Origin of the sequence: Polyangium jinanense, assembly GCF_028435265.1 — a bacterium.
GTDB classification, from domain to species: Bacteria; Myxococcota_A; Polyangia; order Polyangiales; family Polyangiaceae; genus Polyangium; species Polyangium jinanense.
Genome location: NZ_JAGTJK010000035.1, coordinates 44002 through 57481, shown reverse-complemented (window position 1 = coordinate 57481; position 13480 = coordinate 44002). Strand labels below are relative to the sequence as shown.

General features: G+C 68.7%; 6 protein-coding genes. 2 read left to right on the top strand and 4 right to left on the bottom strand.

The genetic code is table 11. The features are described 5' to 3' along the window. Positions 1-4: 4 nt before the first annotated feature. On the top strand, positions 5-781 hold the full coding sequence (locus KEG38_RS38760; RefSeq protein WP_272425479.1) for a TetR/AcrR family transcriptional regulator: 777 nt from the start codon (positions 5-7) through the stop codon (positions 779-781). Positions 782-790: 9 nt separating this feature from the next. On the opposite strand, the gene KEG38_RS38755 is transcribed toward KEG38_RS38760, so the two are convergent. From KEG38_RS38755 to KEG38_RS38745, 3 genes are all read right to left on the bottom strand, one after another. Continuing rightward, positions 791-4258, bottom strand: a complete 3468-nt coding sequence (locus KEG38_RS38755) for an ATP-binding protein (protein WP_272425478.1) — start codon at positions 4256-4258, stop codon at positions 791-793. Positions 4259-4309: 51 nt separating this feature from the next. Continuing rightward, on the bottom strand, positions 4310-4903 hold the full coding sequence (locus tag KEG38_RS38750) for a glutathione S-transferase family protein (protein WP_272425477.1): 594 nt from the start codon (positions 4901-4903) through the stop codon (positions 4310-4312). Between the two features lie 152 nt (positions 4904-5055). Beyond that, entirely contained in the window at positions 5056-6204 is a 1149-nt protein-coding gene (locus KEG38_RS38745) for an iron-containing redox enzyme family protein (RefSeq protein WP_272425476.1), read from the bottom strand. Positions 6205-6629: 425 nt separating this feature from the next. On the opposite strand from KEG38_RS38745, the gene KEG38_RS38740 reads away from it, so the two are divergent. Beyond that, the gene (locus KEG38_RS38740) at positions 6630-10601 is read left to right on the top strand and encodes a protein kinase domain-containing protein (RefSeq protein WP_272425475.1); all 3972 of its coding nucleotides are present in this window, start codon (positions 6630-6632) and stop codon (positions 10599-10601) included. Here KEG38_RS38740 and KEG38_RS38735 read toward each other — a convergent pair. Next, a complete protein-coding gene (locus KEG38_RS38735) occupies positions 10591-13377 on the bottom strand; it encodes a DUF4215 domain-containing protein (protein ID WP_272425474.1) in 2787 nt (928 codons plus the stop codon). The two genes, KEG38_RS38740 and KEG38_RS38735, sit on opposite strands and share 11 nt — an antisense overlap. Positions 13378-13480: the final 103 nt, after the last annotated feature.

Sequence of the window (13480 nt, the reverse complement as noted above, 5' to 3'; positions counted from 1 at the left end):
TTTCATGCCGCCGAACAAACCCGCGACCCCGGATCCCGCGCGCACGCTTTCGCTTCTGTGGCGGCACAGCCTGGAACCCTCGCGGACGCGGGGGCCGCGGCCGTCGCTCACCGTGGACCGGGTCGTCGAGGCTGCGATCACGCTCGCCGACGAACAGGGGCTCGACGCGGTCACGGTGCGCTCGGTGGCGCAGGCCGTGGGCGCGTCCCCGATGTCCGTCTACACGTATGTGCCAGGAGGAAAAACCGAGCTGATCGAGCTGATGCTCGACGCGGTGTACCTCCGCGCCGATCGGCCGGCGTGGGACGGGCTCGGCTGGCGCGAGCGGGTGCTTTCCGTCGCGAACCAGAACCGCGCGCTCCACGCCGCGCATCCGTGGCTGATCCACGCATCCACGAGCCGCCCGCCGCTCGGTCCGGGCGTGATCACGAAGTACGAGTACGAACTATCGGCGTTCGACGGCCTCGGTTTGTCGGACGTCGAGGTCGACGCGGCGCTCACGTTCGTCCTCGGCTTCGTGCAAGCGAACGCGCGCAGCGCGGCCGAGGCGGCGGCGCTCCCCGAGGCCACGGCGATGACCGACGCGGCGTGGTGGGAGGCGCAGGCGGAGCTCATCGGCCGGGTCGTCGATCCCACGAAGTTTCCGCGGGCCACGCGCATCGGCGAAGCGGCGGGCGCGGCCCAGGGCGGGGCATATCAGGCCGATGCGGCGTATCGGTTTGGCATGGACCGCGTCCTCGATGGACTCGGTCAGCTCGTCGAGCGTAGGAAAAAGGCTTGACGTCGCGCGTCAGCCGTCGGGGCCCATGTGGAACATCGGGATCACGACCGTAGAGCGCGCGCCGAAGTCCCCACGCTCGACCGCGAGGTATCCGCCGAGTTCCCGGCAAACCGAGGCCACGTCCTCCATCGACACGACATCCATCGTGTCGTCCGTGTCCGTCACCTCGAACCCCACCCATGGCGCGTCGCCGAGACGCCCCTCGCGCCCCTGTCGGACCCGGAACGCGACGCTCCCGGGGCGCGGTCGCAAGGCCCGCCCGCCGAAGACGCGGAGCAGGAGCCAGCGCACCTTCGGTTCGTCGCTCTCCATGAACCCGAGCTCCTCGGGTTGCTCGATTCGCAGCGCGTCGCGTGTCCGCTCGAAGGCGGGCGCCACGGCCAGCACCACCTCGGCGACGAGCGCGCCGAGCGCGAACGGCACGACCACGACCGGCCGCCCGCGCGCTTCCGTCTCGCTCTCCGTGATCACCTCGTGGAGCAGCAGATCCGCGTGCTCCTGGCGCACGCGCTCGCCGAGCGCATCCGTGCCCCAGCGCGAATACGCGTCGAGCGCGCCGTGCACATGGATCCGCGCGCGCGCCTCGTCGCCCCGGGCGCGGAAAAACGCCGCGGCCCTCTCGCGGGCAACGGCGACGTGAGGCGTGAGTCGCGCCGCCTCGGCCGCCTCGACGGCGCGTTCGTAGAGCGGGCCCGCCGCGGCGTGATCCCCCGCGATGCGTGTGCGCTCAGCGGCGAGGAGGAGGTCCTTGTGGGCGAAGTTCGCGGGACAGGCGCGCGCCCAACCGGCGATATGCGCGGCGTTTCGCCCGAAGGTCGCGTACGGCTCGTCCGAGGAGCTCACCCCTTCGGCGCAGAGGCGCGCGGCCGCGAGGCAGGTCAGGTACACGGCATCGGTGGCGAAGTAAAACCACGCCCCCGCCCCGCCTTCGCCAGCGATCACGAGCACGTCCTCGTCGTCGCCGTTCAGGAAGGCCAGCGTGATGCGCGCGGCCCGGTACCACGAGAGCGCGAAATGCACGCCTCGCTCGCGCAAGGAGGCGACGAACGTGTCCTCGTCGAAGCCGTCCCCGGAGAGCGAACGCACGTCGATCGTGCGCCCCGCGAGCGCCGCGAGGATGCGCCGTACCAGCGTCTGGACCGCGATCGACGAGGCGACCTTGGTCCGCTCCATCAATGCGAGGAGCCGCTCGGCCTCCTCGTCGACGTCCTTCAGGGGATCGCCGAGCGCGAGGCGCAAGAGCACGATGTGGCTGCACGCGTAGGACAGATAAATGTAATCGCCGGTCGCGAGCCCCGTGCGGTAGGCTTTCCGGAGATATCCGAGCACGTCGGGGATGGGCTCGAGGAAATGGGCGTACGAGCCGTACACGAAATTCAATCGGCAAGGCTCGCCCGCGCTGCCGCGTCGCTCGTCGAGCCGTAGCGCGAGCTTGCCGAACGCGCCCGCCTCGGCATAACGACCGAGCGACGTGGCGAGGTGCATGCCGTAAAGCATGTACCCATAAATGGATTCGTCGGCGTGCCCGTGTTCGAGCGAGATGTTCGCCTGGATCGCCGCGCAGAGGCTGAAGAGCGCGGGCCGAACCAGGTTCGCCGGCGCGAGCAGGTTCGTGAGGATCTCGAGCTTGGCGCGTTTGTCCGGGTCTTCGAGCGGCGCGCCCTCCGCCAGCACGGAAAGCCCGCGCGCCGCGAGCCGCTCGCGCACCCGGGCGTGCTCCTTCTCCGCGAGGATCTTCGCGGCCGCCTCGTCCCGCGGGATGTCGAGGCCGAGCTCTGCGAGGGCGTCGAGCCCCACCTCGATGGCAGAGGCCGCGCGCCCGCGCGTCGTGCGGACGGCCATGCGGACCCGGCACACGGCGGCCTTTTCGGTGCTCGTTCGTGGCGGGGCCGGCAAGGCGACGAGCAGCGCCTCGGCCTCGTCGAGCTGTCCTCGCAGATACACGCATTCGGCTCGGCCGAGGTGGAGTGCGAAAAGGAGCGTCGGATCGTCCCCGGAGAGGGCGAGCGCCGCGCCCGTCGCATAATAACGTGCCGCCGCGTCGTACGCCGTCCGCGCCTTGGCACGCGCGCCGGCCGCGAGGTCGAGCCGGGCGAGCTCGTCACGCTCGGCCGCACAGGTGATGAGCGAGGCGCCGGCATTCAGATGCTCGACGAATTCGAAGAGTTTTTCGTCGATGACGCCGCGTGCGCGCGCGTCGGCGTACAGACGACGCCCGACGAGGAGCCGGATTCGCGGCAGATCGTCCTCGCCGATGAGCTCGTAGGCGGCTTGTCGCACGCGGTCGTGCAGGAATCGGAACGGAATGGGCGCGCCGTCCGCAGCGCTGATCCGCCTGCGTGGATCGGCGGGCATGACGAGATTTTTCCCCTGCGCCTGCGCAAGGGCCGCGAGGGCATCGGCCGCCGTGGTGCCGCGCGCCGCCGCGAGATCGTTCACGTCGAAGAGCGCGCCGATGCACGCGGCGATCTGCAACGTGGCCTGTGTCTCGGCCGGGAGCTTGCGCATTTCCCGGACGATCAGGGCGACCTCGTCCTCGGGGAGCGGGGCCGTCCGGATCTGCGCGAGATCCCAGGCGAGCGCGTCGGCGGCCGCGCCCTCCGCGATGAACCCCTCCTGCACGAGGAACCGGAGGAACTCCCGCACGAAAAACGGGTTTCCGCGGGTGCGCCGGTGCACCTCGGCCGCGAGCGCCTGGATCTCGGGCCCCACGGAGGTATCGAGCGCGTCGGCGATCATCGCCTCCAGGTGCTCGGGCCCGAGGGGCGGGAGATCGAGCTCCTCGAGGCGCGTGCCGCGCTGCCGGAGCGCGACCTTCGCCGCGGTGACCGGGTGCTCCGGGCCCACTTCCTGATCGCGATACGCCCCGATCAGCAAGGTGTTTCGAATGCTGGGATCACCCGCGACGGCCAGGAGGAAGCGGAGCGAGGCGTCGTCGGCCCATTGCAGGTCGTCGAGGAACAGGACGAGTGGGTGCTCAGGGCACGCGAAGACCGAAAGGAACCTGAGGAGCGCATGCTCCAGCCGGGCCTGCGAATCCGCCGAGCTCGCCGAGGACGACGTCGCCGCGGACGATCGCGATGATGGCGCTCCGATCATCGAGCGCGCGCTCGGAAGCGTCTCGACGAGGATGGCCGTGCCCTCGCCGAGCGCCTCGTACAGGCGCTCTTGCCATTCGGCCGTATCGCCCCCCTCGCCGTCGCCGAGCACGCGCTGCGCCAGATCGTCGAGCGCGCGCAGAAGCGTGGCGAACGGGACGGTGCGGTTGTACTGGTCGAATTTGCCGGCGACGAGGTGGCCGCGCCGGGCGGCGAGCGAGGCGCCGAGCTCCTCGACGAGCGTCGATTTTCCCGCGCCTGCCCAGCCCGAGACGAGCACGATCTCGCTCGCCCCGGTGGCGGCGCGCTCGAAGGCCCGGAGCAAGGCCCAGACCTCGGCCTCGCGCCCATACCGCTTGTCGGGTAGCTGGAACCTCACGCGTCGCTCACCGCTCCCGCAAAAGCTTGGCCCCGAGCACGTCGATTCGAATCAAAGACCCGGCATGGGCACGTATCCAGGCAGCGCGCGGACACGTTCGACCCAGGCAATGACGTTGCGGTAATCGTCGAGCTGTACCTTGCCCTCCCGGACGAGGCCGACGTACGGGAAGACAGCGATATCGGCGATGGTCGGCCGATCGTGCTCGAGCCAGGCGCGTTTGGCGAGGTGGGCGTCGAGGACGTCGAGGGCCGCGCGGCTCCGGTCCTGGGCGAGGCCGAGATCGAGCTGGACGCCGAGGAGGAAATGCAGCCGCGCGAGGAACGGGCCGTGATGGACCTCGTTCGCGGCGAACGAGAGCCACTGCACGACGCGGGCGAGCCCGGCCGCGTCGGAGGGCAGCCACGCCTCGCCCCCGTACTTCCGCGCGAGATAGACCAGGATGGCCTGCGAATCCCGCAGCGTCTCGTCGCCATCGACGAGCACGGGGACCTGGCCGAGCGGGTTCATCGCGAGGAACGAGGGGGTTTTGTGTTCGCCGTTCAGGAGGTCCACCACGATCTCCTCGTGCTCGAGGCGGAGCATCGAGAGCAGGAGGCGCACCTTGTGGCTATTCCCGGACAGCGGATGCGAATAAAGCTTCATATCGGTCGGTATCTTTCCAGCCGAAGCGAATCTTTCCGTGACGTCACGAAAAGCCTCGTGTTCACCCGCGATCCCCTGTGAAACAGCGGACGTCGGGCAAGGGAGGTGCGCTCGTGGCGCGTGCCGGAGTATCGACCGCCGTGCGGGCGCAGTCAAACTACGTGGAGCGCATCGGCGCCGCTGCCGTGCGTCACGGTACGCTCGGCAACGAGGCGCGCGCGCACGGCGTTTCGCACCTCCGCGCGTTGCGCCTCGTTGTCGAGCACGAATTCGACGCAGAAGCCACCATGCTCGCCTGCCGGAGAGCGCACGCGGCCTGGGATCGGGAGCACCGCGTTGAAAAGCCCGTCGATCGATACCTCGATCGTGGCGTCGAGCGGCGGCGGCCGAACCCCGGCGAGCACGAGCCCGAAGGGCCCGAGCGACGTCGCCCTCCCCGCCTGCCACGCGCCGCCCTCGTGCCTCATGCGCACGGGCAGATCGCAATGCCTGCGGCCCGCGTGGAGAGGTGCAACCGGCTCCCGGGCGAAAGCCCCGTCGATCAGCGGGCGAATGCCATCCGTTGCAGACGGGGTGAGAATCTCGGCCGGACACATCGCGTCGAACAACGACCACCACACGTGGACCCCGTAGGCCATCGCGTAAGCAATGCGACGCGCCGACGCTGGATGTTTCCAGCCCTCCTCGCAAAGCGCGAACAGGGAGACGGCGTGTTCGGCGTCGATCTCCGCGTGCAGGCGGTAATGGCGCTGGGCGTCGAGATCGCCCCAGAATCGCTCGTGGATGGTCTGGGCGAGCATCGTCGATATCTTGATGTGCGTATACTCGACGATGCCCGTGGCCGCGGCGCCCATCTCGGCAGGGTTCACGAGGCAGAAATCGAGGAGCGACTGGTAAGCGACGGCGACGCGGATCGGGCACTCCCGCGCCGCCTCCGCCACGTCGAGGCCAATGGCGCGCAGGTACCCCGCGAACGTGTCGCGGTGCGTGCCCTCGAGGGAACCGTGCCCGTGCTCCTCGACCACGTTTTCATACACGGTGGCGAGGCGCCGCTCCATCGCAGGCACGCGCGCGAGCACGGCCGTCAAGGCACGGGAAAAATGTTCAACGAAGTGCAAATAGGGCGCCTGGCTCCGGCGAAACTCCTCGAGCCTCGTCGTAGGCGCTCGCATCCATGAGAAGTACGGGTGCTTGCCGAAATCGTAGACGCGGCTCAACGCCTCGGCGCCGTCGAGGACCGAGGAACCGGCGGTGATCTCCGAAAGCGTGATGTCGGAAACGCGGTGAAGAAGAATGGGCATGGCGTCGCTCCCCGCCTTTTCCAGCTTCCGATGTGACCTGCGAAAGCTACGAAGAGAAGGAAAACACGGCTTCGACGGAGGGTCAACGACGCATTCGTGCGACGTCGCCTGTACGGTCATTGAATTGTCAGGCCCCGTGCACGAAGCTCCCGGCGAGCGCTCGGACACGCGCGCCTCGAACCCGTCGCTCGCATCACAATACATGCTTCGTACCGCGTCGACGCCTTCGCGGCAGCGCGCGCCGTTCGTCCACGATTTTTGATACCCATAGACGAATCCGTCAGAAATATGACTCCCATGCCATCGAAGAAATGCGATCGGAGCAAAAGAAAATCGCTGACGAACTGGCGTAGGCTGCGGTAATGAGCACATTGCGGGGGCTCGAGATCCATCGTGAACGACGAGATCGACCTATGTCCCCGCCGATGAACGGGTCCCACCATGGGCGCGCGCGCCTCGGCCCGGGGGAGGTCGTCGCGGGCCGTTTCCGCCTCGAAGAGCTCGCCGGAAAGGGCGGGATGGGCGAGGTCTTTCGCGCCCGCGACCTCCACACCGGCGCCCTCGTCGCGCTCAAGCTCCTCTATCCCGCCGAGAACGGCTTCGAGCAGGCCGCCCGCTTCGACCGGGAGGCGCGGCTCCTGTCCCAGCTCGGGCATCCGGGAATCGTCTCGTACCTCGCGCACGGCAAAGCCGAGGACGGCCGACCGTATCTCGTCCTCGAATGGCTCTCCGGCCACGATCTCGGCAAGCGCCTCGCCGAGGGGCCGCTCGACGTGCGTGATTGCGTGACCTTGCTCCTCACGCTGGCGAACGCGCTCGCCGCCGCCCACGCAAAGGGAATCCTCCACCGCGACATCAAGCCGAGCAACCTCTTTCTGCGGGACGGCCGCGTCGATCGCGTCACGCTGCTCGATTTCGGCATTGCGCGCAGCGCCCTTTCCGCCACGGTCCTCACGCGCCCCGGCGCTCTCCTCGGGACGCCCGGCTACATGGCCCCCGAGCAGGCGCGCGGCGAGGAGGATCTCCGGCCGAGCGCGGACGTGTTCGCACTCGGCTGCGTCGCGTTCCACGGTTTGACCGGAAAACCTCCGTTTTTCGCGCCAAGCGCGCTCGTGATGCTCGCCAAGGTCCTCTTCGAAGAGGTGCCCCGCGTCGAGCTGCTCCGGCCCGGCACCCCCCGGGCGCTCTCCGACCTCATCGCGCGGATGCTCGAAAAGGACCCGTCGCGTCGACCGGAAGACGCCGTGGCCCTCCGCGACGAGCTCGTGGCCATGGCCACGCGCCTCGCGGACGACGTCGGCGAGGAGGCTCGACGCGTCGATTTCTCGCCCGCTGCGGCGCTCAGCGGCGACGCTTTGCAATTGCTCTCCGTCGTCGTGGCCATTCCGGGGGAGGAGCCGCCTCCCCGCGGGGAAACGGCTTCCACGCGGGCCGCATGGAGCTCGCTCCGGGAAGCCCTCCGCGCGCGCCTCCTCCGCCTGGGTGCGCGCGTCGAATGGCTGGCGAGCGGCGCCCTCGTCGTCGTCGTCACGCCCGCGCAGAGCGCCGTGGACCTGGCCACGCAGGCGGCGCGTTGCGCGCTCGCCGTGCACGCGGCGTGGCCCACGGCCCGCGTCGCCCTGACCACGGGCCGCGGGGTGATGAAAGAAAAGGTCCTCGTCGGCGAGGCGATCGAGCGCGCCTTTTCGCGGGTAGCGCCCGGCGAAACCCCCCCGGTGGACGGAGAGATGGGCGGCCCTCCCGCGGTATCGCAATCGGGCATTTTCCTGGACGAACTGTCCGCCAAGCTGCTCGAGTCTCGATTCGCCATCACGTTCTCCGGGCAAACGCCGATCCTCTGCGAGGAGCGCGTGATCGAGGTGGACGAATCGCGTCTCCTCATGGGCCGTCCGACCCCATGTGTCGGGCGCGAGCGGGAGCTCGCCCTGCTCGTCGCGGCGATCGAGGGATCCATCGAGCAAGCCGAGCCGGCGGGGGCGCTCGTGGTCGCGCCGCCCGGCATGGGAAAATCCCGCCTGCGGCACGAGCTTTTGCGTCGGCTGCGTGCCCGCCCGCTCGAAATGCTGGTGCTCTTCGGGAGCGGCGCGCCGCTCAGCGCGGGGTCGCCGTATGGGGTGCTCGGCGAGGCCTTGCGTAGGCTTTGCGAGGTCGAGATCGGGGATCCGCCGGATCGAAAAGAAGAGAAGATCCGGCAGCGCGTCGGGCGTCACGTGATGCCCGCGGAGCAGAGACGGGTGAGCGAGTTTCTGGCGACGATGTGCGGCGTCGGCGTGGAGGAGCCGACCGCCCTGCTCCGCGCGGCGTTCCGGGACCCGAAGATCATGAACGAGCAGATCCAGCGGGCCTTTCTGGATCTCCTCACCGCCGAATGCGTCGAACACCCCGTCCTCCTGGTGCTCGAAGATCTCCATTGGGGGGATCCCGCGACCGTGAAGCTCGTCGACGCGGCGCTCGTGGAGCGGCGCGAATTGCCTTTTTTCGTGCTGGCCCTCGCCCGCCCCGAGATCGTCGAAATGTTCCCGAAGCTCTGGCAGGGGCGCATCGTCCACCGCGTCCGACTCGGGGGGCTGCACGACAGCGCCGCGGGCGAGCTCGTCACGGCCGTGCTCGGCCCCGAGGTGCCGGCGGCCTCGGTCAAGCGTGTCGTGGAGCAGGCCGCGGGCAATGCGTTGTTCCTGGAGGAGCTCATCCGCGCGGCCGCCGAGGGCAAAGCGGAAGGGCAGCCCGACACGGTGCTGGCGATGCTCCAGGCGAGGCTCTCGTGCCTCGATCCGGCGTGCCGGCGCGTGCTCTCCGCGGCGAGCGTCTTCGGACGAACGTTTTGGCGCGGGGGGGTGCTCACGCTCCTCGGGCGAGCACGCGAGGCGTCGTCGACGGACGAGCGGCTCTTCGAGCTCGTCGAGGCCGAGGTCCTCCAGCGTCGCACGCAAAGTCGTTTTACCGGTGAAACGGAGTACGAGTTCCGCCACGCGCTCCTGCGCGACGCCGCGTATGGACTCTTGACCGAAGCGGATCGCGTGCTCGGGCATCGACTCTCGTGCGCGTACCTGGAGCAGGTGGGCGAGACGGATCCCATGGTGCTCGCCGAGCATGCGCGTGCAGGCGGAGATCTCGCGCGGGCCGCGGACCATTACCTTCGCGCGGCGCAACAATCGTATCATCAGGACGATCTCGACGGAATGTGGACACGCGCGGAGCGGGGCCTCCAGTGCGGCGCCGCCGGCGAGCTGCGGGGCAAACTCCTCACGCTCGAGCTCGAGGCCTGCGTCTGGCGCCTCGACTGGCAAAACGGAGTTCGGATTGGCAAGGAAGCGCTGGCGCTCTTGTCCGAGGGGAGCGTCGCCTGGAACGAGGCGGCGGCGTCTTACCTGGTGATCGTGGTCAACAGGACCATGCAAAACGAGGTGGACATGCTCGTCCGCGTCCTCGAGGACGTCGATCCTCCGCCGGATGCCGTGGCCTCGTGCCTTTTGCTGCTCGGATCGATCACGGCTGGGCTCGGGATGACGGGGAGTCACGAGCGCGCGGCGCGCCTGCTTTCGCGGCTGGAAGCGCTCTCCCCGCGCCTTCCGGAAGGCGAGCTCCTGGCCGCCGGTCACATCCAGCAGGCCCGGGCGATTTTCGCCTTCTTCATCGAGGGGGATCTCTGGGCGACCCTCACGCGCGCCCGTGCCAGCATCGAGCTGTATACGTCGGCGTGCTCTTCGAATTGGTGGGGCATGAGCGTGTGCCTGTCGAGCGCGGCGCTCGCGGCGCTCGGCGACATCGCCGCGGCGGAGCGAGCGATCGAGGACGTCCTCGGGAGCGCGCTCCGCAGGAACGACGTGTTCCTCGTGTCCACGGCGCGTTTTTATCGAATGCTCGTGCTCGCGAAGCAAAACGCGCCGGATCGGCGGGCGGAGGTCGAGGGACTCGCCAGGCTGCTCATCGAGCAGGGCGCGATGGAAGACACCATCGCCGTGTCGTACGGCGCGCTCGCGCGGGTTTTCCTCGCCGAGGGGCGGGTCGTGGAAGCGCGAGAGGCCGCCGAAAAGGCCCTCGGGCTCATGGACTACGTTCGCGGCTGGCGCCCGTCGATCGAGAGGACGTTGATCCTGGCATTGCTCCGCGAAGGGCGTCCGGAGGAAGCGCGTCGTGTCGCGGACGACGTCGCTCGCTGGATGGAAGCGCGAGGCGGTATGGCGGGGTATGCGGAGATCCCGCTGCGCCTCGCGATCGCCGAGGCGCGCGCCGCGACCGGGGACATGCCGGCCGCCCGAGAGGCGCTCGCGGAGGCGATTCGTAGGCTCGAATGGCGGCTCGAAAGAATCGAGGATCCGGTGATGCGGGCGCTTCACCGCGAGCTCCCGGAGCACGTGCGTCTCCGGGAGCTCGAACGAGAATGGCTCAAAGGCTAGGCATCACGAGAGCCCTGCGGCGGCGCGCAGTGATGAGGCCGAGCGCGCAGAGGGCGACGAAGGCGAGCCCCGGGGGGCCGTCGGTCGCTCCGGGCGCCGTCCGGCAGCCGCAGCCGCCTTCGTCCGTCGGTCCGCCGCTGCCGCCGACGCCGCCGCTTCCGCCAGCGCCACCGCTTCCGCCAGCACCGCCAACGCCGCCGCTTCCGCCAGCGCCACCGCTTCCGCCGACGCCGCCGCTTCCGCCAGCGCCACCGCTTCCGCCAGCACCGCCAGCACCGCCAACGCCACCACTGCCGCCAGCGCCGCCGCTTCCGCCAGCACCGCCAGCACCGCCCTGCCCTTCCGTCGCGCAGACCGCGCTGCAGCCGTCCCCGTCCGTCGTATTGGCGTCGTCGCACTCCTCGACGCCCATCTGGACAAACCCGTCACCGCAGCTCGCCACCTTGCAGCTCGCGAGGCACGTGTCCTCGTTCGACACATTGCCGTCGTCGCAGTCCTCGACGCCCATCTGGACGAAACCGTCGCCGCACGTGGCAAGCGCGCACGTCGACGTGCACGCGTCCGTATCGATCGCGTTCCCGTCGTCGCATGCCTCGACGCCGATCTGCAAGTATGCATCCCCGCAGCTCGCGGCCACGCACGTCACGAGGCATGCGTCCTCGTTCGACGCATTGCCATCATCGCAGACCTCGGGGCCATTCGTGAGGGCGTCGCCGCAGCGCGGCCCCGGGCCCGAGCAGTCGGCGTTGCACTTGCCGTATTGCCCGTTCATGGCCGCCCCGTCGTCGCAGGCCTCGCCGAGGCCGACGAGCCCGTCGCCGCACACCGACGGCGGCGTGTACTCGTAGGCGCCCATGTCGAACGCGGGGCCATTGACGAGATCCCCGTCGAGCGGGCGCGGGTTGCCGTCGAGATCCTTGTCCGGCGCGTCCATCGCGTAGCCCTTGTCGATGCACGGGCTGAAGCTCTGGAGCCGCAGGTCCGCCGGCGCCGCGACATAAAACGGGTTCGCGTTGAGGACGCCCACGCCGGCCGTCACGTTGGAATAGTTCGTCGTGTTGTTCCAGACGTCCGAGTGCGTGAGCGTCACCGAGGCGGTGCTGAAGCCCTGGCGCCACACACCAAAGACGTTGTTCGTCACGATCGTGTTCGTGATGTCCGTGAACACCTTCTCCGACACGTCGATCGAGATGCCCGTGCCTCCGTTCTGATGGATCGTCAGGTTCCGGATCTTGAGAATCGTCGTGAATTCGGGGGTGTTGAGGACCTTCACCCCCTCGAGCTCATTGTTCCGGAGCACCGCATTCGAGAGCGAGAGCGAGCCGGCGCCGGCGAAGTAGTAGACGCCGTAACGATTCCCGTGGGATGTGAATCCTTCGAGCGTGTGCGCGCCTTTTTCGATGCTCACGCCGAAGAACGACCGCGTGATCACGAGCCCACGCACGTCGTGGGTCGCCTGCTCGCGGAGCATCACGCCCGTCCATTGATTGACGCCCGCGGCCGTCGACGTCAGCGTCACTGGCTGCGTCTTTGTGCCCTTCGAGACCAGGTTGCCGTGGAGATAGAGGGCGCATTTTGGCGTGCTCTGATCCGCCATCGCGTCGGTCGGCGTGAACTGAAGGGTCACGCCTGCCTCGAGCGTCAGGGTCACGCCCGGCGTCACGGTCAGATCACCCGTCGCCGTGTACGGCGAGCCCGCGAGGGTCAGGGTCGTGTCGGTCCAGAGATATCCGAGCAGCCCGTTCGTCGGGTCCCCCGTGAAAGGCAGCGCGCCGATGTCCTGGCCCATGTCCCCGTAGAAGCGGCTCGGCGAGTTCGAGGTGAGCCGGAGGTTCGTCGGCGCCGAGACATAGAGCGGATTGACGGACGTGACGTGATCGGACGCCGTGGTGTTTTGCCAGTTGGCCGTCGTATTCGACCACCCGTTCACGTAGGACATCGAGAGGCTCGTCGTCCCGCCCGCGGCATTACGATAGAGGCCGATCTTGTTGTTCGTGAAGATCGTGTTCTTCACGACCGCGCTCGCCGTGGCGCCCGCCGGGGCGGACACGGTCACGCCGTTGTTGGTGTTCTGGTGAATCGTCGCCTGGTTGATCGTCACGTTCGCCGTCGCGATGCCGGACGACGACACGTTCACGCCGTCGAGGGTGTTCGATTGAATCTCCGTGCCCGTGATCGAGACGTTCACGGTCCCGGTCGTGGGCGCCACGGAGACGCCGTGCCCCTGGCTCTGGCGAATCAACGCATTCGTGATCGAGCCGCCGCCCGAGCCCGTGAAGAGCACGCCGGCGGTGGTGTTGTTCTGCGTGACGAAGTCGTTCAACGTCACGGTGCCCGCGCTGATCCGGAAGCCGTAGAGCGAGTTCTGGACCGTGAGCTTCGTCGTATGGAGCGCGGCCGTGACGACGTCGACGACGACGCCGTAAAAGGTCGCCGGCGATCGAAACAGCACGGGGCTCGCCGCTGTCCCCTTCACGTCGAGCGTGCCGCGCACCGTCATCTCGACCTTCGTCGGGTCGAGCCCGGAGCTTTGCGCGTCGGTCCCGGCAAACTCGACCTCGACGCCCGCCTCGACCGTGAGCTTCGTGCCAGCCGGGATGATGATGTCGCCCTGCACGATGTAAGGGCTACCGGCCAGGGTCCAGGTCTGATTGATGACGTTGCCGCCCGAAATGGTCGTGGCGGCACGGGCCTCGCGTGGCCCGAATGCCAGGAGCACGATCGCCCAGACAAAAGCGATCCAGGGGGCACCGAGCCCCATCCGACGTTTCGACATGAATGACTCCTCAACGAACGTTTTCGGCCGGCGCACGGAGGCTCCCTCCCCCCGGTGCTCGGCAGGCGGCGCACCCTACAGGAGTCGCTCCAGCCCATCAATG